This is a genomic window from Chitinophaga sp. CC14 (assembly GCF_048957795.1).
Taxonomy (GTDB): domain Bacteria; phylum Bacteroidota; class Bacteroidia; order Chitinophagales; family Chitinophagaceae; genus Chitinophaga; species Chitinophaga ginsengisegetis.
The window spans coordinates 2,313,796-2,340,502 of the sequence record NZ_JARBFY010000005.1 but is presented as its reverse complement, the minus strand read 5'-3'; the positions used below and the strand labels follow the sequence as shown (position 1 = coordinate 2,340,502).

General features: G+C 46.2%; 23 protein-coding genes and 1 other RNA gene. 12 read left to right on the top strand and 12 right to left on the bottom strand.

Going from position 1 to position 26,707, the window contains the following annotated elements; genetic code table 11:
• Nucleotides 1–42 precede the first annotated feature (42 nt).
• The gene (locus PV783_RS28970) at nt 43–1,335 is read left to right on the top strand and encodes a DUF5103 domain-containing protein (RefSeq protein WP_420990509.1); all 1,293 of its coding nucleotides are present in this window, start codon (nt 43–45) and stop codon (nt 1,333–1,335) included.
• Between the two features lie 57 nt (nt 1,336–1,392).
• On the opposite strand, the gene PV783_RS28965 is transcribed toward PV783_RS28970, so the two are convergent.
• From PV783_RS28965 to ffs, 5 genes are all read right to left on the bottom strand, one after another.
• Nucleotides 1,393–2,706, bottom strand: coding sequence for an NAD(P)/FAD-dependent oxidoreductase (locus tag PV783_RS28965; protein WP_079470712.1), 1,314 nt, complete (start codon nt 2,704–2,706; stop codon nt 1,393–1,395).
• 1,155 nt (nt 2,707–3,861) lie between these two features.
• Nucleotides 3,862–4,572, bottom strand: a complete 711-nt coding sequence (locus tag PV783_RS28960; RefSeq protein WP_079470711.1) for an MIP/aquaporin family protein — start codon at nt 4,570–4,572, stop codon at nt 3,862–3,864.
• Nucleotides 4,573–4,606: 34 nt separating this feature from the next.
• On the bottom strand, nt 4,607–6,100 hold the full coding sequence (gene glpK / locus PV783_RS28955; protein WP_420990508.1) for a glycerol kinase GlpK: 1,494 nt from the start codon (nt 6,098–6,100) through the stop codon (nt 4,607–4,609).
• A 173-nt stretch (nt 6,101–6,273) separates the two neighbouring features.
• Complete coding sequence (gene fsa / locus PV783_RS28950) at nt 6,274–6,924, bottom strand: fructose-6-phosphate aldolase (RefSeq protein ID WP_079470709.1); 651 nt, start codon at nt 6,922–6,924, stop codon at nt 6,274–6,276.
• Nucleotides 6,925–7,046: 122 nt separating this feature from the next.
• Nucleotides 7,047–7,146, bottom strand: an RNA gene (gene ffs, locus PV783_RS28945) — signal recognition particle sRNA small type.
• A gap of 202 nt (nt 7,147–7,348) precedes the next feature.
• Between ffs and PV783_RS28940 the strand changes: the two genes are divergently transcribed.
• A complete protein-coding gene (locus PV783_RS28940; protein ID WP_420990507.1) occupies nt 7,349–7,792 on the top strand; it encodes a DUF5684 domain-containing protein in 444 nt (147 codons plus the stop codon).
• Between the two features lie 48 nt (nt 7,793–7,840).
• On the opposite strand, the gene PV783_RS28935 is transcribed toward PV783_RS28940, so the two are convergent.
• A complete protein-coding gene (locus PV783_RS28935) occupies nt 7,841–8,581 on the bottom strand; it encodes an RDD family protein (protein WP_079470707.1) in 741 nt (246 codons plus the stop codon).
• A 120-nt stretch (nt 8,582–8,701) separates the two neighbouring features.
• Between PV783_RS28935 and PV783_RS28930 the strand changes: the two genes are divergently transcribed.
• From PV783_RS28930 to PV783_RS28910, 5 genes are read left to right on the top strand one after another with little or no spacing between them, the layout of a single operon-like run.
• A complete protein-coding gene (locus PV783_RS28930) occupies nt 8,702–9,697 on the top strand; it encodes a stage II sporulation protein M (protein ID WP_079470706.1) in 996 nt (331 codons plus the stop codon).
• Between the two features lies 1 nt (nt 9,698).
• Entirely contained in the window at nt 9,699–10,511 is an 813-nt protein-coding gene (locus tag PV783_RS28925; protein WP_420990506.1) for a hypothetical protein, read from the top strand.
• Nucleotides 10,508–11,737 carry a DUF4350 domain-containing protein gene (locus tag PV783_RS28920; protein ID WP_420990505.1) on the top strand — a complete coding sequence of 410 codons (1,230 nt, stop codon included), beginning with the start codon at nt 10,508–10,510 and terminating at the stop codon, nt 11,735–11,737. The genes PV783_RS28925 and PV783_RS28920 overlap by 4 nt, the downstream gene beginning before the upstream one ends.
• Nucleotides 11,737–12,717, top strand: coding sequence for an AAA family ATPase (locus PV783_RS28915; protein ID WP_079470703.1), 981 nt, complete (start codon nt 11,737–11,739; stop codon nt 12,715–12,717). Before PV783_RS28920 ends, PV783_RS28915 begins: the two co-directional genes overlap by 1 nt.
• Before the next feature lie 23 nt (nt 12,718–12,740).
• On the top strand, nt 12,741–14,093 hold the full coding sequence (locus PV783_RS28910; RefSeq protein ID WP_079470702.1) for a DUF58 domain-containing protein: 1,353 nt from the start codon (nt 12,741–12,743) through the stop codon (nt 14,091–14,093).
• Here PV783_RS28910 and PV783_RS28905 read toward each other — a convergent pair whose 3' ends face one another.
• From PV783_RS28905 to gatC, 5 genes are all read right to left on the bottom strand, one after another.
• Nucleotides 14,094–14,783, bottom strand: a complete 690-nt coding sequence (locus PV783_RS28905) for a hypothetical protein (RefSeq protein WP_420990504.1) — start codon at nt 14,781–14,783, stop codon at nt 14,094–14,096. It abuts the gene before it with no gap.
• A 38-nt stretch (nt 14,784–14,821) separates the two neighbouring features.
• The gene (locus PV783_RS28900; RefSeq protein ID WP_420990503.1) at nt 14,822–15,412 is read right to left on the bottom strand and encodes a riboflavin synthase; all 591 of its coding nucleotides are present in this window, start codon (nt 15,410–15,412) and stop codon (nt 14,822–14,824) included.
• Between the two features lie 21 nt (nt 15,413–15,433).
• A complete protein-coding gene (locus tag PV783_RS28895; protein WP_420990502.1) occupies nt 15,434–15,994 on the bottom strand; it encodes a cob(I)yrinic acid a,c-diamide adenosyltransferase in 561 nt (186 codons plus the stop codon).
• Nucleotides 15,995–16,082: 88 nt separating this feature from the next.
• The gene (locus PV783_RS28890) at nt 16,083–16,784 is read right to left on the bottom strand and encodes an ABC transporter ATP-binding protein (RefSeq protein ID WP_111577847.1); all 702 of its coding nucleotides are present in this window, start codon (nt 16,782–16,784) and stop codon (nt 16,083–16,085) included.
• A gap of 5 nt (nt 16,785–16,789) precedes the next feature.
• Nucleotides 16,790–17,080, bottom strand: a complete 291-nt coding sequence (gene gatC / locus PV783_RS28885) for an Asp-tRNA(Asn)/Glu-tRNA(Gln) amidotransferase subunit GatC (RefSeq protein WP_079470697.1) — start codon at nt 17,078–17,080, stop codon at nt 16,790–16,792.
• A gap of 185 nt (nt 17,081–17,265) precedes the next feature.
• Between gatC and trpS the strand changes: the two genes are divergently transcribed.
• Both trpS and PV783_RS28875 read left to right on the top strand, forming a co-directional pair.
• Nucleotides 17,266–18,273, top strand: a complete 1,008-nt coding sequence (gene trpS, locus PV783_RS28880; RefSeq protein ID WP_420990501.1) for a tryptophan--tRNA ligase — start codon at nt 17,266–17,268, stop codon at nt 18,271–18,273.
• A 48-nt stretch (nt 18,274–18,321) separates the two neighbouring features.
• Nucleotides 18,322–18,957 (top strand): deoxynucleoside kinase, encoded by a 636-nt coding sequence (locus PV783_RS28875; protein WP_079470695.1) that lies wholly within the window; start codon nt 18,322–18,324, stop codon nt 18,955–18,957.
• Here PV783_RS28875 and PV783_RS28870 read toward each other — a convergent pair.
• Nucleotides 18,954–19,508 carry a dihydrofolate reductase family protein gene (locus tag PV783_RS28870; protein ID WP_420990500.1) on the bottom strand — a complete coding sequence of 185 codons (555 nt, stop codon included), beginning with the start codon at nt 19,506–19,508 and terminating at the stop codon, nt 18,954–18,956. The two genes, PV783_RS28875 and PV783_RS28870, sit on opposite strands and share 4 nt — an antisense overlap.
• A gap of 347 nt (nt 19,509–19,855) precedes the next feature.
• Here PV783_RS28870 and PV783_RS28865 point away from each other — a divergent pair, with 347 nt between their 5' ends.
• The 3 genes from PV783_RS28865 to PV783_RS28855 all read left to right on the top strand — a co-directional run bounded on the left by PV783_RS28865 (nt 19,856) and on the right by PV783_RS28855 (nt 26,690).
• Nucleotides 19,856–20,647 (top strand): hypothetical protein, encoded by a 792-nt coding sequence (locus tag PV783_RS28865; protein ID WP_420990499.1) that lies wholly within the window; start codon nt 19,856–19,858, stop codon nt 20,645–20,647.
• A 68-nt stretch (nt 20,648–20,715) separates the two neighbouring features.
• Nucleotides 20,716–22,791, top strand: coding sequence for a ComEA family DNA-binding protein (locus PV783_RS28860; RefSeq protein ID WP_420990498.1), 2,076 nt, complete (start codon nt 20,716–20,718; stop codon nt 22,789–22,791).
• Nucleotides 22,792–23,483: 692 nt separating this feature from the next.
• Nucleotides 23,484–26,690, top strand: a complete 3,207-nt coding sequence (locus tag PV783_RS28855; protein WP_420990497.1) for a SusC/RagA family TonB-linked outer membrane protein — start codon at nt 23,484–23,486, stop codon at nt 26,688–26,690.
• Nucleotides 26,691–26,707: the final 17 nt, after the last annotated feature.

The window sequence follows — 26,707 nt, the reverse complement described above, 5'->3', positions numbered from 1 at the left end:
TTCCGCTTTTAATCGTAACTTGAATACTATCAATTACCTCGTATGCGTATAGCAGCATTAATTTTTACAATAGTTCTTGTTTCCTGTTTGTTTAACAACAGCACTTCGGCACAAGTGAATGTTATTACTCCGGACCATGTATACTACAACAACATTAAATCCGTGAAGTTTAACCAGAGCGGCGATCCGTTGAGCTTACCCATGTATACAATTGGTACCGGAGAAAAACTGGAACTGTCGTTCGACGACCTGGATAACGATGTGAAGAACTACTATTATTCTTTTGTGCTTTGCAACGCCGACTGGACGCCTGCCCAGGTAAACCAGTTTGATTATATGCGGGGATTTTCAGAAACCAGGATCCTGAATTACAAGTTATCCAGTGTGTCGCTGCAGCGTTATACCCATTACAGTGTGCAGCTGCCAGGCACCAATAGCTACCCCGTAAAATCGGGCAACTACCTGTTGAAGGTTTACCTGGATAGTGATACCTCCCAGCTGGCATTTACCCGCCGGATGTTTGTGGTGGAAAATAAAGCCGGGATAACCGGGTTTATCCAGCAACCTATTGCCCCCAAACTTTTCCGTACACACCAGAAGATCAATTTTGAAGTAAACACTGGCGCCCTGAATATCCAGAACCCGTTTGACCAGATCAAAGTAGTGGTGCTGCAGAACTATCGCTGGGATAATGCACTCACCAAATTGAAGCCGCAGTTTATTAACGGCAACATTTTAAAATACAATGCGGAACAGGACTGTATAATGCCCGCCGGTAAAGAGTATCGCTGGATTGACCTGCGTAGTTTCCGGCTGCAAACCGAAAGGGTGCAGCGTTCAGAATATCATAGCAACAGTACAGATGTATTTGCGGTAATGGACCAGGAGCGGGCAGATAAGCAGTATCAGTTTATTAAAGATATCAACGGAAAATATTACCTGGCCACACTGGATGATTATGATCCTAATTTTGAAGGGGATTATGCGTCTGTACATTTTTCATTTGGAGCGCCGGAACCTTATGCGGGTTATGAGATGTATATCTTTGGAGAGTTTACCAATTATGAGCTGAACAACTCGAACAAGCTTACGTATAATGGGGCCAGTCGTGCTTATGAAGGCACTATTTTCCTGAAGCAGGGCTACTATAATTATATTTACGGCATGGTAGATAAAACCACACCCAATGCAAAATTCAGTACGGATATGACGGAAGGAGATCATTGGGAAACGGAGAACAACTATACTATTTTGTTGTACTACCGGGCGCTGGGAGGAAGGTCTGATGAACTGGTGTCTTCAATTACATTGAATTCGATCCTGAACCGTAAGTAAGGAGTATATAAAAAGCAACAGGGAGATGAAATCATTCATCTCCCTGTTGCTTTTTATTTATGCGCCGATGCTTTGGCGTAGTTTAACAATATTGGCGGCGCCGCGTTTGATGATGATGCGGGTGCCTCTTTCGTAAGTGAAGTACCGGTAGAACCAGTTAATGAATACCACCAGTTTATTCCTGAATCCCAGCAGGCTGAGAAGGTGTACGATCATCCACGCTATCCATGCGAGGTAGCCGCTCATGCGCATACCGGCAAATTCAGCTACCGCCCTGTTGCGGCCAATGGTAGCCATGCTGCCGAGATCTTTATAATTAAATCCTTTCATAGGTTTGTTTTCCATTGAAAGCATCAGGTTGTGCGCTACATTTTTGCCTTGTTGAATGGCCACCTGTGCCACCATCGGGTAGCCTTTGGGGAAGCGGGGATCATTGGTCATCTGGGCAATATCGCCAATCGCATAAATGTTGGTAAATCCTTTGACCTGGTTTAATTCATTTACGATGATACGGCCGTTTGGCAGGATAATGTCTGCCGGGATACCTTTTACCGGGATGCCTTTTACGCCGGCAGACCAGAGGAGTGATTGTGTTTGGATCAGTTCCCCGGTACTGAGGGTAACGGTTTTGCCGTCGTATTCTTTTACGCCGGTATTGGTTAATACGCGGACGCCGATTTCCTGGAGGGCTTCCAGTGTTTGCTGCGATGTTTTTTCGCTGAAGGAGGGCAGTACTTTTGGTCCTGCTTCAATGAGGTATACATTCATTAACGACTGGGGCAGGGTGGGATAGTCTTTCGGCATGATGTATTTGCGGAGTTCTGCAAAAGCGCCGGCCAGTTCCACGCCGGTAGGGCCACCGCCTACCATTACGAAATTGAGCTTTGGTTTTATTTCTTCGGGGTTTTGCAGCAGCAGGCTTTCTTCAAATTGTTTCACCACATAGTTCCTGATTTGTACGGCTTCTATGAGGGATTTCATGCCAATGGCATTGTCTTCAATATCTTTATTTCCGAAGAAGTTGGTGTTGCTGCCGGTGGCGAAAACGAGATAGTCGTAATGTATTTCGCCGATACCGGTTTCCAGTATATTTTCTGCAGAGCGGATGCCTGTAACTTCCGCCATGCGGAATACAAGGTTACGCTGTTTTCTGAAGATGCCACGCAGGGGGAAGGCGATGCTGTCTGGTTCCAGGCCGGCAGTAGATACCTGGTATAGCAGCGGCTGAAACAGGTGGTAGTTGTTCCGGTCGAGCAGTACTACCTGTACGGGTGCATGTTTAAGTTGTTTGGCAAGATTTACGCCGCCGAATCCGCCACCTACTATAACGATTCGCGGTTGTGTTGTTTCCGGGATGTTGGGCTGAATCATAATTCGTCATTTTATATGTTGCCGCAATTGCGATGATATGGTAACCTCTGTCAGTAACCACGGAATCCGGGAGTTTTTTTGGCAAACGGTGTACCGTTGTTAAAGATTCTCAAAGTTACGAAACTTTCAGAAAAAAATGAAACTATAGAAGAAGATTAGTGGGAGATTGTCGCGGAGGTTGTCCTGGTACCCAGATTAGGCTGATTTTACTGATTAGCCTTTTGTGATTTTGGGAGATTGGTGGGAGCGAAGAGCGTGAAGATCGTCATGGGCCACTGATTTTGTTGATTAGCTTTTTGTGATTATGAGGGATTTTCGGAAGATTTTGGAAGATTGAAGTGAGTGGAGGTTGTCCTGGTACCCTGATTACGCTGATTTTACGGATTGGTTTTTGGTGATTATGGGAAGGATTTTTGGAAGATAGGGAGATTTGAAGAGAGCGAAGATGATCCTGCAGCGCTTATTTTGCCAATTGGCTTTTTGTGATTACAGGAGATTTTATAGAAGATTTGGAAGACGGGTGGATAGCGTGTTGCCCTGTGACTATTATCAGGCTGATTTTGCTGAATAGCTTTGGGTATTACAAGAGTTTTTTGGAAGATTTGAGGAGATTCATGCATTGACCGGATTTTAATTCCTGTCTCCGGAGAATTGGTTTATTTTTGATTTTTGAAGGATTTCCGGAAGATTTACTAAAATTAGAAGGCTTTTATCATCGTTATTTCTTGAATAATTAAAAAAGATGAGCAGCATAATCTATTGAATGCCGCTCACTTACTTTCACCGGTATATCAGGACACCGGTTCACTTATATAGCTCCCGCATGAATAACCGGCCTACCTTCTTTCCTCTGTAAGGCCCTGTGATAAAGCGTCTTCAGATCAAGTCCACATCCCCTCCACGTCACCTCCGCGTTATCTCCATGTATTAAGCATGTGCTAAGTATGTATTAAGCATTTGCAAAGCATGTGCAAAGCATAAGCTAAGTATCTCACCGTCAATCTTTAAATATCCCAGTTATCCCCGTCAATCTCTCCAAATCTTCCAAAAATCCCTCATAATCACAAAAAGTCAATCAGTAAAATCAGCGTAATCAGGGTACCAAGACAACCTCCGCGACAACCTCCGCGACAACCTTCGCAACAACCTCCGCACTTAATGCAGCCAGTATTGATACAGGAACGCCGCCGCCGCTGCACCTGCCAGCGGGCCGAGAACAGGGATCCACGCATAGCTCCAGTCGCTGTTGCGTTTGCCGGGAATGGGCAGGAGGAAGTGCATAAGCCGTGGTCCCAGATCACGCGCCGGGTTGATGGCATAACCCGTGGGGCCGCCGAGCGACAAGCCGATAGCCAGCACCACGAAGGCTACAGGCAGTGCATCAAGCGAGCCGATGCCGGCGGTAGGGCCGGTGATATAAGAAATAGCCAGGATGAATACCATTGTGGCAATGAACTCCGTGAGGAAGTTGTACTTCGGATTGCGGATGGCTGGAATGGTGCAGAACACGCCCAGTTTGGTGTCGGCATCGGGCGTTTCATCAAAGTGTTTTTTGTAGGTGAGCCATACCAGGAAGGCGCCCAGCATAGCACCGGCCAATTGGGCGGCTACATAGGCAGGCACTTCTTCCCAGGGGAATTTCCCCTGCAACGCCTGTGAAAAGGTAACGGCAGGGTTGAGGTGGGCGCCGCTGTATTTAGCGGTGGCATATACGCCGATGAATACGGCCATGCCCCATCCCAGGGTGATAACGATCCAGCCGCCCTGGTTGCCTTTGGATTTGTTGAGGATCACGCTGGCCACTACGCCATCGCCCAGTACGATGAGGAATGCGGTGCCGATTAGTTCTGCTAAATAAGGTGACATAAGCTGAAATGAATATTGATAAACGTGGATAAATTTATTCTTCGGTCCATGCCTGCGCTGCCCGGATGGCGCGTTTCCATTCCTTGCGCAGCCGTTCGTTTTCCGCGGGCTCCATTGCCGCGTCGAAAGTGGCATCTATTTTCCATTGCTGCGCAATGGTTTCGATGCTGTCCCAGAAGCCGATGGCGAGTCCGGCGAGGTAGGCCGCCCCCAGTGCGGTTGTTTCTGTGATGGTGGGGCGTACTACCCTGACATTGAGCAGGTCGGCCTGGAATTGCATGAGCAGGTTATTTTTTGTGGCGCCGCCATCTACTCTGAGTTCGGTGATGGGCATACCGGCGTCTGCTTCCATTGCTTTCATCACATCCATTGTTTGGAAGGCGATGCTGTCGAGGGCCGCGCGTGCAATATGCGCGGCAGTGGAGCCACGGGTGAGACCCACCATTGTGCCGCGTGCATGCTGGTTCCAGTAAGGCGCACCAAGACCTGCAAATGCCGGCACCAGGTATACGCCATCGCTGTGAGGTACAGTAGCGGCGAGTTTTTCCACATCAGCAGAGTGGCGGATGATGCCAAGACCATCGCGGAGCCATTGTACTACGGCGCCGCCAATGAAAATACTGCCTTCTAATGCGTAAGTGGTTTTGCCATTTATTTTCCAGGCCACGGTGGTTAACAGGTTGTTTTTGGAAGGAATGGGCTTATCGCCGGTATTCAATACCATAAAACAACCGGTGCCATAGGTGTTTTTTAACATGCCGGGCTGTGTGCATAACTGCCCGAAGAGGGCCGCCTGCTGGTCGCCGGCAATACCGGCAATGGGAATGCGGTAGGGAGTAAGATTGGCTTCTGAGTAGCCATATACTTCGCTGGATTGTTTTACTTCCGGCAGCATGGACGCAGGAATATCGAAGAGGGTAAGCAGTTCGTTGTCCCAATGCATGTCGTGGATATTAAACAGCAAGGTGCGGGAGGCGTTACTCACATCAGTAATGTGGAGTTTGCCGTTGGAGAAATTCCATACCAGCCAGCTGTCAACGGTACCAAAAGCGAGTTCCCCGTTTTCTGCTTTTCTGCGTGCATCGGGAACGTTGTCCAGGATCCACTTTATTTTGGTGCCGGAGAAATAGGCATCTATACGAAGACCTGTTTTATCTTTGACGAGTTGTTCTTTTCCTTCTTTGATGAGGGAATCGCAATAGGCGGCGGTGCGCCTGTCTTGCCATACAATCGCATTGTGTATAGGTTTGCCGGTCCGTTTATCCCACACAATGGTGGTTTCGCGTTGGTTGGTGATACCAATAGCGGCGATGCTTTCACCGGTTACTCTTAATTTAAGGATGGCTTCTGCTGCCACGCTGGCTTGTGAAGTCCAGATTTCCATAGCATCGTGTTCTACCCAGCCGGGTTGCGGGAATATCTGTTTGAATTCTTTCTGGGCAACTGCTTTGATGCTGCCATCATGGTCAAAAATAATGGCGCGGGAGCTGGTGGTGCCCTGATCCAGCGAAAGAATGTATTTTCCCATTAGCTTTTCGTTTAGTGTGTTACCGGGTTTACGTGGATATAAGCACTGAATTTAGATAAATTCTCCAACAAAACATGATCATCTCCCGGAGGGAAAAATATCAGGGTGTTGGATAAAAAAAATCCCCGGCGCAATTACTGCACCGGGGATACACCATCTAAAAAATATTGAGACTACATTTTCTTTGCGTCTTCCAGGAACTTAGCCAGGCCGATATCAGTTAACGGATGTTTCAGCAGACCGAGAATAGATTCTAACGGGCAGGTACATACGTCGGCGCCCACTTCAGCACATTTTACAATGTGGAGTGCGCTACGGATAGAAGCGGCCAGGATTTCAGTTTTGTAACCCTGTAAGCTGTAGATCTGTGCAATTTGTGCGATCAGTTCCACACCATCCCAGTTGGTATCGTCAATACGGCCAATGAATGGGGAAACGTAAGCTGCGCCTGCTTTTGCAGCCAGGATAGCCTGACCGGCAGAGAACACCAGCGTACAGTTGGTTCTAATACCATTGTCGGTAAACCATTTGATGGCTTTTACGCCGTCTTTGATCATAGGTACTTTCACCACGATGTTCGGGTGGATAGCAGCCAGTTTCTTACCTTCTTCAATGATAGATTTAAAATCAGTAGATAATACTTCTGCACTCACATCACCATCTACTATTTCGCAGATATCTTCGTAATGTTTGATAATTGCAGCTTCACCTTTGATGCCTTCTTTAGCCATCAGGGAAGGGTTGGTGGTTACGCCGTCCAGAACGCCAAGATCGTGAGCTTCTTTGATTTGCGCCAGATTAGCCGTATCGATAAAGAATTTCATACTATGATAAATTAGTTGTCAGGAAATGAACATTTGAGGAGAAGCTGTCATTAGTGAAAGAGGTGGAGAAAATAGCAACCAGATACTATTGACAAGCAACTAATGACAATAAAAAAAGAAAAAAAAGGCAAGTTACTTATATCGCACCGCTACAACCACCTACCCTTGCTACATTCCTGTCCTGGGGGAGTTCAGTAGGAGCTGGTCGTATAAGACTTGCCGGTTGCAAAGGTAATATAATGCGCTGAATATCCAAATATTAGCAACAGAAATGTTGAAACTTTTTTTAAAACCGTAGGAATACGCATTCTTTTGGGGCTAATACTGATTACGCTATGTAATGGGAAAAATTATATATATTTGGAATGCAAACGTATCCCAAGTATTGTCATCATTCATTTTTAAAACAATATAAACCTCAATTATGGAAACAACCACTTATGAAGGCGGCAGCGTTTTTGGCGCCATATTCGGTACTGGTTTTATCATCTTCTGTTTAGCGGTTGCTGTCTTCTTTATCATCTGTTTGTGGAAGATATTCGAGAAAGCCGGCCAGGAAGGCTGGAAAGCGATTATCCCTATCTACAACGTTTATGTGCTCACCCAGATTATTGGCAAACCCTGGTATTGGGTAATCCTGATGTGTATTCCTTATGTGGGAATCATCTGGGGTATCTGGGCAACCAACCTGCTCAGCAAAAGCTTTGGTAAAACAGAAGGATTTACGGTAGGGCTGATATTGCTCGGTATCGTATTTTATCCTATCCTGGCATTTGACCGTACCATTGTGTACAAAGGACCGGCAGGCGATCCCACCCGTTTTAATAATGTAAATGAGGATCTGAATTCGATAGGAAAAACGGCCTGATCAAAATAACTGTAAGAAAAAGGCGGCTGAGATAATCAGCCGCCTTTTTTAATGTTCTTTAGTAGTGTAGTAATTATAGTCGTTCAGCACTGTTTCAAGGAAATGTGTATTAGGCATTTCGGTTTCAATATGCAGTACCTCTCTTACCCGCATCGCCACACGGGCTGCGAGGTCTTCATCTTTCGCCTTCAGCGCGCGGTCCAGCAGGTCTTTCACTTTGTTCATATCCCTGTCAGACAGCTTCATGATCTGTGGAAACTGCGGTTTGTAATCGCTGTGGGAAAGATCCCGGAAGATGGTTTCTTCTATACTGCCTTTTCTTTTGGTGCTGATCACGATGGTGCCGGCTACCAGGTCGCCCAGCCGCTGGTTATAAGGCGTGCGCACAATAGATACTGCCGGGATAATTACAGGTACCAGCGCGAAAAAATACAGCGGCGTTTCTATGATCCGGAATATCCATCTTATCAGGTGCTGACTCACACTTGGCTGGTTGCCCGTCATACTTACCACCTGTAGGTGCAGCATTTTTTTGCCGGGTGTTTGTCCTTTCATACCAATTTCCGCCACCGGGAAATAAAACAACAGGGGCAGCAGTACCAGGAAGAAGTAGATGCCTACATGCCCTTCCATTTCTATACGAAAAGAGCTCAAGGTCATATACGCCACCAGGTAATAAAAAAAACGGATGGCGAAATCAATGAGCCACGCCAGGAATCTTTTCATGATGTCTGCTGATTCAAATTCCAGGTCTATATTGAAAGAAGTCGGTATTTTTATATCTGCCATACTCAAATTTACATATTTGTTGATATATTGTTGAACGATTTAGTATGTTTGCCGGTATTCCCCCATTAGTAACCCATTACTGTAGGTGATATCTGTTTTTTAAAAGGGAAAGGACTCACTATGAGAGAATCGCTGTTTATCAAAAAAAATCTGTCCCGCTGGAAAAAATACCAGGAGGAACCAACAGATGACCCTGATGAAATGGCGGAAAGATTTGTATCACTGCTAGATGATCTGTCTTACGCTAAAACTTTTTACAGCTTCAGTAAAGTAACCCGTTATATCAACGGCCTGGCAGCAGGTATCTACCATCGTATTTACCAGAACCGCAAAGAAGATGTAGGACGTTTCCAGTTGTTTTTTAAATACGAATTACCGCTGTTGTTCCGTAAACATCACCGCCTCTTATTATTTACACTCTGTTTCTTTTTATTGTTCTGTATTATCGGCGCGTTTTCATCAGCACATGATGAAACCTTTGTGCGCGGCGTATTGGGCGATGAATATGTAAATATGACGGAACGGAATATCGCCAATAAAGATCCTTTCGGCGTGTATAAAGACGGTAACCCGATACTGATGTTTTTCCGCATCGCTTACAACAACATCATGGTATCCTTCTATTGTTATATTGGAGGTATTTTCCTGGGCGTAGGTTCATTGTACCTGCTGGTGCGCAATGGCGTGATGCTGGGCGTTTTCCAGTATATCTTCTTTTCGCACGGGCTCGGCTGGAAATCTATCCTCGTAATCTGGATACATGGCACGCTGGAAATATCCAGTATTGTGATTGCCGCCTGCGCAGGCATTATCATGGGAAAAAGTATTCTTTTTCCCGGTACACGCAAACGGATCGATTCCCTGCGTAAAGGCGCCAAAGACGGTATCAAAATCATGGTAACCCTCATTCCTGTATTCATTGTAGCCGCTTTCCTGGAAAGCTTTGTAACCCGGTATACGGAAATGCCGCTGGCGGTAAGTCTTTTTATCCTCCTGGCATCACTGGCTTTTATACTGGGATATTTTATTTTCTATCCCATTTACCTGCATAAAAAAGGATATCGATTGAGTGCGGAAGGGAAAGTATTAACACCATTTATCCTTTCAAAGCAGTAACATGAATAATTTTTTCCGGATTAAATACGGCCTGCTGTTACTGCTGCTTTGCTGTTCCATGCAAAGCATGGCGCAATATGAGAACACCGCTCAAACCAAAGAAGCATACGACAGTTTACTGCAGGCAAGGATAACGGAAGACAGCTTCGCTACCATCGCCGTAGACCAGGAGCGTGCAGAAGGCGAACATGAATACGCAACAGAAATCCCGCCATTTGAATTACGCGAGGTGCCGGATTCGCTCGTGAAATCGCTGAAAGAAAACAAGAAACTGCAATACAAGGATATACCACCGGAGCCGCCCAAAGATAATACCTGGATGCAGCGTTTCTTAATAGCTTTATTTTCATCGATCGGCGCTATCCGCATCATTGTGATGCTATTGCTGCTGGCGGGTTTGGGCTTCCTGGTATATTGGTTTATGAAAAGCAATGGCATGAGCTTCTTCCGTAAACCACAGTTAATAGAAGGTTTAACAGAAGTACCCGAAGAAGACCTGCAAAGCGCACAGGAATATGAAGAGAAGATCAAAGCGGCGATAGCCGCCGGGGAAACAAGACAGGCCATCCGTTGGTGGTACCTGTACACGCTGTTTCAGCTGGCCGGACGGGAACTGATAGTACCAGGGAGAGAAAAAACCAATAACGATTACCTGCGCAGCATGCGGAGTTCTCCCTACTATAAAAAATTTGCTACGCTGACGTTGGACTATGAATATATCTGGTATGGCGGATTTGAGGTGAGTGAAGAAAATTTCAGGAATATTAACCAGGAGTTCAGGGATTTTAATAACACAATCGGAAAAGCTTCGTGAAGAACAAACCTCTATATATCGTCCTGTTCGTTTTGCTCCTGCTGGTAGTACTGGTAATGGTGAGTGGAAACCTCGCCAATAAAAAGAATGAGCAATCCACAGATATGACACAGTCTTCTTTTTACAGCAAGGATAAAAAAGCAGGAGGCGCCTACGCTGCCTTTAAAATGCTTCCCCAGCTGTTTATGAGGAATTCTGTACAGGTGGTAACCAAACCATTTGCCCGCACTTTTGATAAAGACAGTGAGCTGAAATTCAGGAACAACGTATATATCCTGGTAGCAGACAAACTCTTTACTACAGAAAGCGATATAGACGCCATGCTGGATTACGTATCGCGGGGAAATGAGCTGTTTATTGCCATGAATACACCGGACCCTTTGCTGGAAAAGCACCTGAAGTTTGTGACGGTGGAAAGCAATAACATGCAATCCAAAAAAGAAGGCATCGTGCAGCGGTATGCTGATGAAACCATTCCAATGGATACTTCCTTCAGCTATCCTGGTATGGTGAGCGGGAATTATTTTTCAGCGGTAGATAGTAACACCACCAACATACTTGGCTACAATTATAAAAACAAGCCCAATTTTATCCGTATTGAATACCGCAGTGGTTTCATTTACCTCCTGCTGAATCCATATACTTTTACGAATTATTTTCTGCTGCACAAACAAAACGTGAAGGCGTTGGAAACACAAATGTCGTACCTGATCAACGACGCGGGCAATGTATACTGGGATGATTTTTATAACAGTCAGCATAGCGCGCAATCAGGCGATTTCAGTGAGTGGCAGGTGCTGATGCGGTATGCCTCCATGCGCTGGGCATTATGGCTGGCGGTAGTATTGCTGCTGATTTACGTGGTGTTTGAAAGCAAGCGCCGGCAACGGATCATTCCCGATAAACCACCGGTGACCAATACTTCGCTGGAGTTTGTGGATGCCATCGGGCAGCTGTATTATCAGCAACATAACAACTATAACCTGGCGCATAAAATGATCATTCATTTTATGGAGTATATACGTTCCCGTTATTACCTCAATACCAATGTGCTGAATGATGAATTCATTGCATCGCTGGCGCGTAAATCGCTGGTGCCGGAAGGGGAAATAAGGGCGTTGCTCCAGATGGTACATCATATCCAGCTGGAAGAAAATATCAGTGATGATGATCTGAAAGATTTTTATAACCGCATTCAACAATTTTATATAAACACGAATAAATAATGGATACCAATACATTTCAACCCAGGACTGATTTTTCTGCCTTGCATGAAGGTGTGGAAGCCATCAGGGAGCAGATCGGTAAAGTAATTGTAGGACAGCATCAGATGGTGGACCTGCTGATAGCAGGTTTGCTTACACAGGGACATGTGCTGATTGAAGGTGTTCCCGGCGTTGCAAAAACACTCACCGCAAAATTGCTGGCGCAGTGTGTGGATGCGGACTTCAGCCGTATCCAGTTTACACCCGACCTGATGCCGGCGGATGTATTGGGCACTTCCGTTTTTAACCCGCAAACAAGGGAGTTTGAATACAAGAAAGGACCCGTTTTCAGTAACCTCGTACTGATCGATGAAATAAACCGTGCCCCGGCCAAAACGCAGTCGGCATTGTTTGAAGTAATGGAAGAAAGACAGATCACGAACGACGGCACCACCTGGTCGCTGGACCGGCCCTTTATGGTGATCGCCACACAAAACCCGATTGAACAGGAAGGTACTTACCGGTTGCCGGAAGCGCAGCTGGACAGGTTCCTGTTTAAGATAGAAGTAAGGTATCCTAACCTGGAAGAGGAAGTAGCAGTATTACGCAGCATCCATCATTTCAACGGGGAAACGGATCTTACAAAAATGATCAGCAAGGTAGTCACTACCACGCAGATTATCGAATTCCAGAACCTGGTACGGCAGGTAGTAGTAGATGAAAAACTGTTTCACTACATCGCGTCTATCATCAATGAAACACGCATGAATTCCTCGCTGTACCTCGGCGCATCGCCGCGTGCATCCATTGCCGTTATGAACTGTGCAAAGGCATCCGCTGCTATGAAGAACCGCGATTTTGTGATCCCTGACGATGTAGTGGAAATGGTACCGCACGTATTGCGCCATCGTATCATGCTGACGCCTGAAAAAGAAATGGAAGGCATCAAAACAGATGACGTGATTGCACAGATCGTAAAAACGATAGAGGTACCGAGATAATCATCTCCCAAGAAGATATTAGTATGTCAGCCACTGTAAAGAATAATTTATTCCAGATACTCTTTTTTACCAACAGGCTTTATTTCCTGCTGGGAGGGAATATCCTGTTATTTATCATCTCGTTTTTTATTCCGCGTATTTTCAATATTGCTGTTATTGCATTTATTGTGCTGGTAGGTGTTGTACTGCTGGACATGATCCTGCTGATCCTGCGCCCGGCAACTATTGTATCGATGGAACGTAAAACCAGTAACCGTTTCAGCAACGGGGATGATAACGAGGTGTTGCTGGATTTTCAAAGCCGGTACCCGTTTCCGGTATTTGTATCTGTAATAGATGAATTGCCTCTTCAGTTCCAGAAACGCGATTTTTTATTAAAAGCAAAAGTATCTGCAGGAGGCTCACATAGTTTCCGCTATGTGTTGCGCCCACTGGAAAGAGGGTTGTATAACTTTGGCTATAGTAATGTATTTGTTAAAAGCGCATTGGGTATTGTGAGCCGCCGGTTTATTTTTGATAATGAACAAACCATCAGCGTGTATCCCAGTTATCACCAGCTGCGGCACTATGCGTTGTATTCCTATATGAACCGGCTGAATGAGCTGGGTGTTCACAAGCGCCGGGTAATTGGCCATAGCATGGAGTTTGATCACATCAAGCCCTATACAAAAGGCGACGATGTGCGTATGCTTAACTGGAAAGCTACTGCGCGCAGCGGTAACCTGATGATCAATAATTATGTGGAAGAAAGATCGCAGCAGGTGTATTCCATCATTGACAAAGGCCGTAATATGAAGATGCCTTTCAATGGATTGTCACTGTTGGATTACGCAATCAATGCATCGCTGGTGTTCAGCAATGTGGCGGTGGATAAAGGCGATAAGGCGGGGCTGGTTACTTTCACCGAAAATAAAGTGGAGGTACTGCCTGCCAGCAATAAAAAAGTGCAGGTAAATAAGATCCTGGAAACGCTGTATGCGCAGGAAACGCTGTGGCAGGAAAGTGATTACGAGGCGCTGAGTGTGCAGTTGCGCAGCAGTTTATCTACCCGGTCACTGCTGATGATCTATACAAATTTTGAGTCGATGTCCAGTCTGCACCGGCAGCTGCCTTTTCTGCGGCGTTTGGCACGCTACCATTTGGTGCTGGTGGTATTCTTTGAGAATACTGAACTGAAGCGGGTTACAGAGCAAACGGTGCAGGATGTGGAAGGGATTTACAAGCAAACTATTGCGCAGAAGTTTGCATATGATAAGAAGCTGATTGTAAAGGAACTGGCGAAATATGGTATTATGTCGTTGCTGAGTCCTCCGGAGCAGCTGACATTGAACGTGGTGAATAAATACCTGGAGTTGAAATCGCGTATGTTGATCTAGCTAGTGTCTTCTCTTCTTTTTAAACAGGTCGTCCGTATTTTTTATAATGAGTGAATCGGCGTCCGGCGCTTGTTTCACGGGTATAACCGATCGCAGGTAGAGGCGGTCGTTGTGTTTATACCAGGCTTCCACGGTTACTGATTTTAATGTATCATTCTTAGGGAGTAATAAATCCTGTCCTATTATTTTTCCTGCGGAGGTGGCGAACCTGATGGCGTTGGTATCTAACGGAAATACTTTCCCGCTGCTGAATTTCCCTTCTATATTCAGATAAAAACGGATATCGCGTTTTATGCTGTCGGCGTAATGATTGAACCGGATACCCGTGATGGCCGGGAGTTGCAGGGAGGTTTGATGGGTAGCGTTGTCGGGTGTAGTAACGGTAAGGGTTATACGGTAATTATCTTTTACCAGTTGTTCCCTGTTAAAACGGAGTACACCATTTTGTACTTGCCCGTTGTTGCTGGTAACGGTTAGTTTGTTCCAGCGGAGATCTCCTTCGAGGAGGCCGGTGGTTTGCTGGGTGGAGCTATCGGTATAAATAATCCGGATGCCCAGGGGGGCGGTGTTGTACAATTCGGTGACGGCATCGGCATCATAAAAGGCTGCTATGCGCGCCACTTTGGGCTGCCGGGCATTTGCCGGCAGGGTGATAGAAAGTATGGTGCAAAGCAGGAGATATTTCAGCATGCGGTTTGGAATGTTTTAGCACCGGTGGCCACCGGCTGTTAATTTCTTACCGCCATTTGCCTGGCTACATATTTGCCGAGAATATCGAATTCCAGGTTTACCAGGCTGCCGGCTTTTATGTTGGATATGTTGGTAAATTCGTAGGTGTATGGAATAATGGCAACGGAGAACTCATCGTTGGTTACATTGAACACGGTGAGACTGATACCATTAAGACAAATACTTCCTTTTTCCACAATCAGCGCGGCAAATTCGGTAGGGTAGCGGAAGCGGTATAACCAGCTGCCGTCCTGTTCCTCGCAGGAGAGGCATTCTCCCACGCTATCCACATGGCCTTGTACCAGGTGGCCATCGATGCGGCCGTTGAACACCATTGCTCTTTCGAGGTTCACAAATTGTGTGGGGGTGAGCTGGCCGAGGTTTGTTTTCTGCAGGGTTTCGTCTACCGCTACGGTTTCGTAGGTATCGCCCTGGATGCTGGTAACGGTTAAGCAAACGCCGTTATGCGACACGCTCTGGTCTATCTTCAACTCGGCTGCCAGTGGTGTTTGTATCGTGAGCACCAGGTTAGCGCCTTCCTTCCTGGTGGATACTACTTCTGCTAATGTTTCTATGATTCCTGTAAACATGCGGCAAATTTAAGCATTTTTCTATACCCGGGGTTTCCAGGGGATTTCTTCTGCGCCCAGCTTGTGTCCTGTCCAGCGGGCGAGTACAAAGAGATAATCGCTGAGGCGGTTAATATACTTCAGTACCAGTGGTTCGATGAACAGGTCGTGTTCCTGCATGCCTACGCAGAGGCGTTCTGTGCGGCGGCATACGCAGCGGGCGATGTGGCAGGTAGATACCGCTACATGTCCGCCGGGGAGGATGAATGATTTCATTACGGGAAGTTCTTCATTCATCTGGTCGATACTTTTTTCCAGGAGGGTGATATCTGCTTCGTGGAGGTCAGGTATTTTCAGTTTGGTTTCTTTGTCGGGGTCGCAGGCCAGTGCGGCGCCGATGGTAAAGAGGCGGTCCTGTATTTCGCGGAGGAGGCTTTTGGTGTCCGGGTCTGCGATGTAGTCGTTTACCAGGCCGATATAGGAGTTGAGTTCATCCACGGTGCCATAGGCATCAATGCGGACATCGCTTTTGGGCACTTTGGTGCCGCCGATAAGGGATGTTTTGCCTTTGTCGCCTGTTTTAGTATATATTTTGAAAGACATGGGTGTTGGTGTTGATCAGTTGCAAATTACGCAAAACGGCGTTACGGGAAAGGTTCCTGTAACGCCGTTTCATTGTAATTGAAATATTTTATGCGTGTACTTTTTCGTTGACGCGGTCGGATTCAATGACGCCATCGCGCAGGCGTATAACGCGGCGGGCGTGATCGGCGATATCTTCTTCGTGTGTTACCAGTACTACGGTGTTGCCGGAGGCGTGGATGGTACCGAAGATTTCCATGATTTCCACAGACGTTTTTGAGTCGAGGTTACCGGTGGGTTCATCCGCGAGGATAAGCGACGGGTTATTAACGAGCGCACGGGCGATGGCAACGCGCTGGCATTGTCCGCCGGAGAGCTCATTGGGCTTATGTTTATAGCGGTCGCCAAGACCTACTTTTTTCAGCATGGCAATGGCTCTTTCTTCCCGTTCCTTTTTGCTCACGCCGGCGTAGATCAGTGGGATGGCCACATTTTCCAGGGCGGTGAGGCGGGGCATGAGGTTAAACTGCTGGAATACAAAGCCGATTTCCTTGCCACGTACAATGGCGAGGTCGTTGTCTTCCATTTTGCTTACATCATGTCCGCTGAGGACATACCTTCCCGCGGTGGGGGTATCCAGGCATCCGAGGATGTTCATCAGGGTAGACTTCCCGGAGCCGGAGGGGCCCATGAGCGCTACATATTCATTCTTGAAAATGTCCAGCGATACGCCTTTGAGCACCGGTAATTCATTTTTACCGAGAAAATAACTTTTCCTGATTCCTTCCAGGTGTATGACGGACTTTTCCATGTGGGTTATTTCTTTATTATTTTCGGCACTTTAAAGTATTCCTCAGTGGCGGAAGGTGCGTTTTTCAGGGCCTCTTCACGGGTGATCACCGGTATAACCTTATCTTCCCTGAAAACATTATAATCATCTGTCAGGTGAAGTAATGGCTTCACATCGGTGGTATCCAGTTCATTGAGTTTCTCCACAAAGGTGATCATCCTCTGGAGGTCTCCGCGTATTTCAATCTTCTCCTGGTCGTTGAATTCCAACCTGGCCAGATCGGCCAGTTGCTGCACCAGTACGTCGTTCACTTCCATAATCAAATTAAATCAAAAGATAATGAAATATAAATGGTAAATATGATAGTATCTCAAAATTAGGGATAAACGGACAGAATAAAGTGCTTTTGATCATCTGCTTTTGGCTTTTGGCGTTTTTTTTACAAAACAGCCCGGTGTGAATGGCTAAAAGCTAAAAGCTATTCTTTAAATTGCGCCCTGTTATGGCTACTGAAAAAGAAATTGTGGTAAGCGGCATACGCCCTACCGGTTATTTGCATTTAGGTAATTATTTTGGCGCTATCCGTAATTATATCCGGATGCAGGAAGATTTTAACTGCTACTTTTTTGTGGCAGACTGGCATTCACTCACCACCCATCCCGATCCGAAGGATCTTCCGGGGAACGTGATGCGGGTACTGGCGGAAAATATTGCATCAGGACTGGACCCCGAAAAGGTATCGCTGTATGTGCAGAGCGACATTCCCGAAATAGCGGAACTGTACCTGCTGATGAATATGCTGGCTTATGTAGGTGAACTGGAGAAAGTACCTACTTTTAAAGATAAGGTGCGGTTGCAGCCGCAGAATGTGAACGCAGGGCTGCTTACTTATCCTGTACTCATGAGCGTGGACATCCTGATCCAGCGCGCGGTAAAAGTGCCGGTGGGTAAGGACCAGGGGCAACACCTGGAAATGGCGCGTAACTTCGCCCAGCGCTTCAATCACCGCTATGGTAACCTGTTCCCCGAACCGGAGGCATTCAACTACGGTGATAGCCTGGTACGTATCCCCAGCCTGGATGGTAACGGCAAAATGAGCAAAAGCGAGAATGAACTGGCTACGCTATACCTGGCAGACGAAGATGATAAGATCATCAACAAGATCAAAAAAGCTAAAACCGACAGCGGTTCCGGTGAACCTGGTTCGCCAATTCCTGATTCTGTACAGAACCTGCTGGACCTGATGAAACTGGTGTGTGCGCCGGATGTAGTATCTTTCTATGAAGAAGCATGGAAGAATACCGGGACTATCCGTTTCGGGGATCTGAAAAAGCAGTTGGGAGAAGATATGGTGAAGTTTATATCGCCTATCCGCGAAAGGGCGAAAGACCTGCAGCGCGATACGGACTACCTGAAGAAGATAATGAAAGCCGGTGCAGAGAAGGCCAGGGCGAATGCGGCACAAACTTTGCAACAGGCGAAAAAACTTATTGGTATAAATTATTATTGAAAAAGTCGCCAACTGTAGCTATTTTCAGTATTAACCACTTCACATCGCATGGCAAAACAGAATAAGATCAAACATATAGCTATCGCCGGAAACATCGGTGCGGGCAAAACCACGCTGACAGAAATGTTGTGCAGGCATTACAAATGGCATCCGCAATATGAAGATGTGGAGCACAATCCTTACCTGAACGATTTTTATGAAGACATGCCCCGCTGGTCATTCAACCTGCAGGTGTATTTTCTGAACGGCCGGTTAAAGCAACTGCTGGAAGTGCAGAACGGAAAAGAAACCGTTATACAGGACCGGACCATTTATGAAGATGCACATATTTTTGCGCCTAACCTCTACGAAATGGGGCTGATGACCAAGCGCGATTTTGATAACTATTTCAATTTCTTTGAAACGCTGAAAAGCATGGTGAAGCCACCGGATCTGCTGATTTACCTGCAGGCATCTGTGCCTACCCTGGTAGCGCAGATACAGAAGAGAGGAAGGGAGTATGAAGAGAATATCCGGCTGGACTACCTGAAACGCCTGAACGAATATTACAACAACTGGATTGAGAAATACAAAGAAGGTCCGTTGCTGATCATTGATATTGATAAGAATAAATTTCCGGAGAGTGATGAAGATCTGGGAGAGATCATTTCCCGGATTGATTCACAGTTGTACGGGTTGTTTTAGCGGCGTTTCAGGTAATGAAGCGCTATACAGCCTGATTTAAGCGTCCTCGAATCTGCCAGTTGCAGGTTTTGCGACTCCTGAAAATTTGCATCGTCAAACAGCCGCCTGCCTTGCCCGACAAGGACAGGATGAACGAGGAAATAATATTCATCCACCAGGCCAAGCGCTATCAGTTCCGAAGGCAGGCTTACACCACCAAGCGAAATATTTTTGCCTGGTTCCTGTTTCAGTTTCAGTACTTCTTCTGCGAGGTTTGCACGGATAAGCCTCGCATTACCTTCAACGTTGTCTAATGTGCGGGAACAAACAATTTTGTCGATGGCGTCAAATGTTCGCGCAAATTCATTCTCTGTTTTCGTACCGGACTGGTTTTTTGCAACCTCAGGCCAATAAGGAACCATCAACTGATAAGTCTTGCGGCCGTAGATAATCAGGTCAACGTCCCGCATGAGGTCCGTAAAATACTGAACGGTTTCTTCGCCGCCACCAAATTTGGTGTGGTCGCAGCAACCATCTGCACTCAGATTGATACCATAGATGATATTTCTCATGGGTAGTGATTTTTCTACATTCTTTCCCAAAGATAAAATAATGCATCGCTCTATGTGAGGGCGATCCGGACAAAACAAAGGGGCGTTTAAGCCAAATCCGCAGTGGTCTTATTTTAAGCGCTAAAGCAGAGAGCCAACCTTTTCTTTTTTTAGTGGAATAACACGCTGAAATTAAAAAGAAAAATCAATGTAATCAGCACAATCAGTTTAATCCTGGGAAAGACAAAATCCGCGTGTTTATGTTTCATTAACACTTCTGTTATTTCCGCTGCTTATTTTTGTATCCGCCGGCAATAAGTTGTTAACCCGTTTGTCTGCGGATTTTTATTGTTAAACCCAATTCCCTGATGAAACAATTATTGTTAACCTTTTTATTCACGTGGTGGATAGCGCTGTTGCATGCGCAACCCTTGCTGACGCCCGTGGGAAAGAATACCGGCAGCGGCAGTTACAGCCGTCATTTCCAGCAGGTGATATCTGCGTGGTACAATCCTGCCGGCTTATCCTGTTTATCTTCTTTTGCAGCGGGTATTTATACCGAGAATAGGTTCATGTTAAAGGACGCCTCGTTGTATGCGGCGATAGTGGCTATTCCGGTGCATGCAGGTGCTTTCGGGGGAAGTATTACGCGGCTGGGTAATACATCCTGGCATCAGCAGCGGCTGAGTAGCGCGTATGGTATGCGGCTTGGTCGAAGGGCTGGTGTTGGGTTGCAGTTTAATTACGAGGCTACCAGTGTGCAGGGATTCGGGACTACCGGTAACATCAGCGTTGATGGCGGAATGCTCTGGCATATCAGTGAGCAATGGCATGGTGGCGTTCATGTGTATAAACCAGCAGAAACGCCTGTTGTATACAGCGGTGGCGTGGGCTTTGAGGCATCGCGTGATTTCCTGCTAACCGGCGAAGTGATTTGTACGGGCGCATTTACTTCCGTGAAGGCATCCGCTTATTACCGCATTATCCGGCAACTGGCGCTGGAAATGGGTATTGCATCCGGTCAGGCTTATAACAATGCGGCAGTGATATTATTCCTGCGATCCCTGCGGATAGACATCGCCGCCGGGTTTCATCCACAGCTGGGCATTACGCCTTCTACTTCATTGATATGGCAGCTTTCTCCGCCGGCAATGGAGTAATGCGATGAGGAATTGCTGGCTGAATGAATTATGGTGCGGCAGGAAATTAAACTTTCAATGTTATTGATATGGCAACTATCCGCTCGGCGATTTGCGGCGTCACCGGTTGTTTGTTGTTGCTGCTGTGTGGGCGGAAAGCGTGGGCCCGTCAACAGGAAGAGGCGTTGCCTCCGGCAATGGAAAATAACCTGGAAAACGAAGCGGCTGGTACAGAAACGGTATCAGAGGATGATGCGCAATGGCAAACTTTAAACGCATTGGCGCGGCATAAGATCCGGTTGAACACAGCAGATGAGGCAACGTTGCAGTCGTTGGGACTGCTTACGGCTTTGCAGATCAGCAGCTTTTTGCGGTACCGCGCTTTATTGGGGGATCTGCTGAGTATTTATGAATTGCAGGCGGTGCCGGGGTTTGAACCGGATGTTATCCGGCGCATACTGCCTTATGTGACGGTAGGCGATGATCTGGCGCCTCATTATACATTAAGGGACTATGTGCATAAAGGCGATCATTCATTCCTGCTGCGCTACGCCCGTGCAGCGGAGAAAGCAAAGGGGTATCTGCACACCGACAGCACCTTACCTGCCTACAGGGGAAGCCCGGAGAAATTGTTTATGCGTTACCGTTATAATTTCCCGCGGTACATGAGCTGGGGAATAGTGATGGAGAAAGATGCCGGGGAAGCTTTTTTTAAAGGTGCGCAAAAGCAGGGATTTGATTTTTACAGTGCGCATGTTTTTATCCGGAACTACCGGGGAATAAAGGCCCTTGCATTGGGGGATTATACGGTGAACATGGGACAGGGATTGTTGAACTGGCAGGGACAGGCATATGGCAAAGGAGCCTCGGTGATGCAAACAAAGCGGGAAGGAGAAGTGTTGAGGCCATACACCTCACCCGGGGAGTTTTATTTTTTCAGGGGAGCAGCTGTTACGCTGCAGCAACAGCGCTGGGAATTGACGGCCTTTGCATCTGTCCGCAAACAGGACGCCAGTACGGATACGCTGATGGATGAAATAACTGCGGCCAGTATCATCAGCAGTGGATATCACCGCACGGTTACCGAAGCCGCCAAACGTGGACAGGTACAGCAGCTCAGCGCGGGCGGGAATATCCGTTACCATGCCAACCGCTGGCAGGTAGGAGGAAATGTAACCAGTCATCATTTAACGCCGGTACTTCAAAAGAAAACAGCGCCCTATAATCAATTCGACTTTAACGGTAACCGGCTTACGGCTGCCAGTATCGACTATTCCGGCAGCTGGAAAAATGTGCATTTATTCGGAGAGGCAGCGGTGAGCAGTAACGGGAAACCTGCCATAGTTCAGGGATTGCTCACCAGCGTGGCGCCTGCGGTAGACATGGCGGTTGTATACCGGTATTATGACAGGGCTTACCAGTCGCTATATGCCAAAGGCTTTGGCGATGGCTACCGCACCGTTAATGAGCAGGGATTATACACCGCCGTTACTTTGAAAGTAAGCCCGCGGTTAAAGGCTGATGTGTATGCTGATATTTTTCACTTCCCCTGGCTGAAATACCGGAGTAATGCGCCTTCTTACGGCAAAGACTTTTTTCTGCAGGGAAGTTATGTACCGGGGAAAACAATGACCCTGTTACTTCGGTATAACTACCGGCAGGGAGCAGAAAATGTATTGTTGCCGGGTAACCCCGTTAAAGTATTGACCGCTGTAACGTCGATGCACATACGTTCCCAGTGGACTATAAAAGTAAACCGGCAGCTGGATCTCAAAACCAGGCTGGAATACAGTAGCTATGAAGCGGCAGGGGATATGCAGCGGGGATGGATGATATACCAGGATGCCAGTTACCGTTTTGCACATCTGCCAGTTGTAATAAGCGGAAGGTTATCCCGTTTTCAGACCAGTAGTTATGATAGCCGGATATATGCAACAGAAAGCAGTGTGCTATATGAAAATGCAGTATCGCAGCTATATGGCGAGGGGTGGCAGTATTACCTGAATGTAAAATGGAAAGTGAACCGCCGGTTATCATGTTGGGCACGCTGCCATCAAAGCAGGTATCCGGGCCAAACCAGTATTGGTAGCGGGAATGATGTGGTAGCAGGGAACAGGAAAACACTGTTTCAATTTCAGCTGCAGTATTTAATAGCAGGAAAATGAATTTTTTTTATGTGGCTATATGTTGATTATCAATTTGTTGTGATACTAAATTTATCTGCTGTTAAAATAATGTTAAGTAGATGCATCACGATTTACTTTTTTTTTCTAACTTGTGGATGTCAACCAAAATCTAAATCTGATTTGCTTTATGAGAAAGACCTTACTGCAAGAAAAAAGCTTGTGATTATGGCTGTAAACCCGCAGCAGGATATTTGTCATGATTCAAATCAATAAGACACAGAGAGAGACTTAGCAAGGCTTTTACCGATTTAAACGCTATAACGGAGCACATAACCATTCCTGTAATTGAGATTACAACTGTTAGCCAACAGTAAGAGGTATACAACAATTTATTGTGAGAGAACACATGTTGATCTATTATAGACTTGTACAACCAAAATCAGAACTGTTTATGAAAAAAAACACTTCTCCCTTTACATAGCCGTTTGGCAATATACCCGACCGTATGTTGCGATAATTATTTTCTGTAACTGCAGAACCGATGGGTATTCTGTCTGATTAGTCATGTCTCCTGAGGCATGATATGGATTCTTTATGCTGTCATTTTAATGCGTAACATGATACAACAATAGCTAAAACATCTTATCCGGAAGCAGCTACTGGCATTTGTTGCCGGGTAAGCATTTATAAGACCCGATGTATTTCTTCTTCAACCAAAATCTGAAACTTTTATGAAAAAGGGGTTCCTCCTTTTTGCCATGCTTATGGCAATCATTCACCTGGCCTACTCGCAGCAGCGACAGGTTACAGGTACCGTTAAGGGAAATGATGGCAATCCGGTTCCGTTTGCCACCATCCAGGTTAAAGGTACCACCGCCGGTACCACCGCCAATGACAATGGCGTATTCAACCTGAGTGTACCCGGTGCTTCCACTGTGCTTGTTATAAGAAGCGTAGGATACAAAGCCCAGGAAATAACTGTGGGAGAAAGTTCAAATCTCCAGGTAACACTGGTAGCAGATAACAAAAACCTGCAGGAAGTAGTAGTAACAGGTTTGGGACTGGTGCGTGAAAAGAAAACCGTGGGGTACGCTACCAGTAACTTTGCTACTGAACAAATTAACAGGGTAGCACCCGTAAGTATGATGGATGGTTTGTCCGGAAAAATAGCCGGTGCTGAAATATCCACTACCAGCGGCGCTCCGGGCGCATCCAACAAAGTAATCCTCCGTGGTTATTCTTCCCTGCAGGGTAACAACCAGCCACTGTATGTGGTAGACGGGGTGCCACTGAATAACGACCGTCCCGGTTCTACAGTTGATGGAAAAGGTGTCAACAACGGCGGTTACGACTTTGGTAACAATGCCAATGATATTAATCCAAATGATATTGAAGCAATCAGCATCCTGAAAGGCGCCGCGGCCACCGCAATTTACGGTTCCAGGGCCGCCAGTGGTGTGGTATTGATCACCACCAAAAAAGGTAAAAGCGGGGGGCTGAAAGTAGATGTGGCCTCAGCAGCCACTTTTTCCCGTGTAGGGATGTTGCCTACCATGCAGGAAAAATTTGGACAGGGCTGGGGTGGTACATTTATTCTTTCAGAAAATGGTAGCTGGGGACCACGCTTAACCGGTGAAAACCGCGAGTGGGGCGCCCCGGTGGATGGTGTATCATTAACAAAACCATTTTCCTTTGTAGAGGATAACGTACGCAACTATTTCACTACCGGTAAAGAATTGAACAACACCATTGCTGTTAGCGGTGGAAATGAAACATCCACTTTCTTCCTGTCTTACGGTAATGTATACAGCGATGGTATCCTGCCTACTGATGCAGACTCTTATAAAAGAAATACTTTCTCTGCAAGAGCATCTACAAAATACGGCAGGTTCTCTGCTTCTGCTTCCTTTAACTACGTAAATAAAAATGCAAAGGCAGTATCTACCCGCAGTGAGGCCGGACTTGGATCTTCTTTGTTTGAAGACATCATCCAGATTCCGGTAGACATCAATATCTCCCAGTTCAAGGATTACAAGAATAAGTATTACAATGTAGATAACTACTTCACTCCTTACGCAGAGAACCCTTATTATTCCCTGTATGAAAATGGGAATAATCTGAAAAGTAACAGGATCTTCGGAAACATTGATCTGAAGTATGGCATCACAGATTGGTTGAATGTACAATGGCGTCTTGGCGCTGATGTTACCAATGCCCAGTCTAAAACCTATAAAGCGAAAAACAGACCATCACTCGACAGCTGGAATGATGGTAATAACGTGGAAGGTGCGCAACGACAGGAAGACGTTGGTTATGTAAGGGAAAACAGCGATTACAGAGGTGAGTTCAACTCCGATCTCCTGCTCACTGCCAATAAAAAGCTGAGCTCAGATTTTACCATTGATGGATTGATTGGCTTTAACGTTAACCAGCGGGAAGGAAAAATATTCAGTTCGGCCGTGAAGGGACTGGCTATTCCAGGTTTCTACGTGATCTCCAACTCACCTAATTCGCCGGTATCACAAACACAGGAATTCAGACGCAGGATTTATGGTCTTTACGGACAAGCTACTTTAGGTTTCCGCGAATACCTGTTCCTGACTGTGAATGCCCGTAACGACTGGTCATCTACATTACCTGAAAAAAATAACAGCTATTTCTACCCTGCGGTGAATGCCGCCTTCATTTTATCAGAAGCACTGAAGCTGGATGATCGCGGTGTTTCTTTTGCAAAACTGCGTGCCAGCTGGGGTAAAACAGGTAACGATGCGGGTCCCTATCTCACTAAAACAACATTATCTACCGGTCAGATCATAGATCTTCCTTTCGGTACACTGGATTTTCCATTTAATGGCATTCCCGGATATACCGTAGGTGATAACATTGGTAATCCTGAACTGGCGCCTGAGTTAAGTAATGAATATGAACTGGGTGCTGAAGTGAAATTCCTGCGGAACAGGTTGGGATTCGATATTGCCTACTATAATAAACTTACCAAAGGTCAGATCCTGGCAGTGCCTACCACGCCGAGTTCCGGTTATGCCAGCATTACGCAGAACTTTGGTAAGGTGAGAAATAAGGGTATAGAGTTATCTGTTAACATCATACCGGTAGAAACAAAAGATTTTACCTGGACCATGAACTACACCTACGCCCGTAACAGGAATACAGTTGAAGAACTTCCTGCAGGTTTGAACCAGGTGGTGCTCAATTTCGCTTACGATGCAAAATTTGTGGCCCGCAAGGGAGATCCGCTGGGTGTATTTTATGCCCCGGTACCTGCTACCACACCGGATGGAAAAATAATTGTAGATGCTACCGGCTTACCTAAAGCAGCAGAAACCGACGGATATTATGGTACATCTCAGCGCGACTTTACAATGGGATTGGTAAACACACTCCGCTATAAAGATTTAACACTGGGCTTCTCTTTCGACTGGAGAAAAGGCGGTGTGTTCTACTCCGGTACAGCAGATCTGACCTACTTCGTGGGTAATGCCTTATTATCTACCTATAACGACAGACGTGCTTTCGTGGTGCCCAATTCTGTAATGCAGATTGGTACGGATGCACAGGCCAAACCAATATATGGTGAAAATACCATTCCGCTGACAGATTATAACTATGATGCTTACTGGTATCATACCACCAATAAAGGTGGCGCTTACTCACAGCGTATCATTGATAAAACCTATTTGAAACTGCGTGATATCACGCTCTCTTACAGTCTGCCTTCATCAGCTGCCAGAAAAATTGCTGCCAGCAACCTGATGCTGACCGTTTTTGCGCGCAACATGTTTGTGTGGACACCGGAAGGAAATACATTCATTGATCCTGAAGTATCCAACTATGGTAACGATTTGAACAGTGAGTTTGGTGAATTCAGATCCATGCCTACTACCAAATCTTATGGTGTTTCATTGAAGGTATCCTTCTAATCTTTTAAATTCTGATA

What these genes read in the sequence shown, in the direction of transcription:
- PV783_RS28940 (WP_420990507.1), top strand. Translation starts at nt 7,349, where the DNA reads ATGGAAACAACCACTTATGAAGGCGGCAGCGTTTTTGGCGCCATATTC.
- PV783_RS28870 (WP_420990500.1), bottom strand. Translation starts at nt 19,508, where the DNA reads ATGAGAAATATCATCTATGGTATCAATCTGAGTGCAGATGGTTGCTGC.
- PV783_RS28965 (WP_079470712.1), bottom strand. Translation starts at nt 2,706, where the DNA reads ATGATTCAGCCCAACATCCCGGAAACAACACAACCGCGAATCGTTATA.
- PV783_RS28915 (WP_079470703.1), top strand. Translation starts at nt 11,737, where the DNA reads ATGGATACCAATACATTTCAACCCAGGACTGATTTTTCTGCCTTGCAT.
- PV783_RS28875 (WP_079470695.1), top strand. Translation starts at nt 18,322, where the DNA reads ATGGCAAAACAGAATAAGATCAAACATATAGCTATCGCCGGAAACATC.
- PV783_RS28900 (WP_420990503.1), bottom strand. Translation starts at nt 15,412, where the DNA reads ATGTTTACAGGAATCATAGAAACATTAGCAGAAGTAGTATCCACCAGG.
- PV783_RS28855 (WP_420990497.1), top strand. Translation starts at nt 23,484, where the DNA reads ATGAAAAAGGGGTTCCTCCTTTTTGCCATGCTTATGGCAATCATTCAC.
- trpS (WP_420990501.1), top strand. Translation starts at nt 17,266, where the DNA reads ATGGCTACTGAAAAAGAAATTGTGGTAAGCGGCATACGCCCTACCGGT.
- gatC (WP_079470697.1), bottom strand. Translation starts at nt 17,080, where the DNA reads ATGGAAGTGAACGACGTACTGGTGCAGCAACTGGCCGATCTGGCCAGG.
- PV783_RS28890 (WP_111577847.1), bottom strand. Translation starts at nt 16,784, where the DNA reads ATGGAAAAGTCCGTCATACACCTGGAAGGAATCAGGAAAAGTTATTTT.
- PV783_RS28935 (WP_079470707.1), bottom strand. Translation starts at nt 8,581, where the DNA reads ATGGCAGATATAAAAATACCGACTTCTTTCAATATAGACCTGGAATTT.
- PV783_RS28865 (WP_420990499.1), top strand. Translation starts at nt 19,856, where the DNA reads ATGAAACAATTATTGTTAACCTTTTTATTCACGTGGTGGATAGCGCTG.
- PV783_RS28895 (WP_420990502.1), bottom strand. Translation starts at nt 15,994, where the DNA reads ATGTCTTTCAAAATATATACTAAAACAGGCGACAAAGGCAAAACATCC.
- PV783_RS28910 (WP_079470702.1), top strand. Translation starts at nt 12,741, where the DNA reads ATGTCAGCCACTGTAAAGAATAATTTATTCCAGATACTCTTTTTTACC.
- glpK (WP_420990508.1), bottom strand. Translation starts at nt 6,100, where the DNA reads ATGGGAAAATACATTCTTTCGCTGGATCAGGGCACCACCAGCTCCCGC.
- PV783_RS28905 (WP_420990504.1), bottom strand. Translation starts at nt 14,783, where the DNA reads ATGCTGAAATATCTCCTGCTTTGCACCATACTTTCTATCACCCTGCCG.
- PV783_RS28970 (WP_420990509.1), top strand. Translation starts at nt 43, where the DNA reads ATGCGTATAGCAGCATTAATTTTTACAATAGTTCTTGTTTCCTGTTTG.
- PV783_RS28925 (WP_420990506.1), top strand. Translation starts at nt 9,699, where the DNA reads ATGAATAATTTTTTCCGGATTAAATACGGCCTGCTGTTACTGCTGCTT.
- PV783_RS28960 (WP_079470711.1), bottom strand. Translation starts at nt 4,572, where the DNA reads ATGTCACCTTATTTAGCAGAACTAATCGGCACCGCATTCCTCATCGTA.
- PV783_RS28930 (WP_079470706.1), top strand. Translation starts at nt 8,702, where the DNA reads ATGAGAGAATCGCTGTTTATCAAAAAAAATCTGTCCCGCTGGAAAAAA.
- PV783_RS28860 (WP_420990498.1), top strand. Translation starts at nt 20,716, where the DNA reads ATGGCAACTATCCGCTCGGCGATTTGCGGCGTCACCGGTTGTTTGTTG.
- fsa (WP_079470709.1), bottom strand. Translation starts at nt 6,924, where the DNA reads ATGAAATTCTTTATCGATACGGCTAATCTGGCGCAAATCAAAGAAGCT.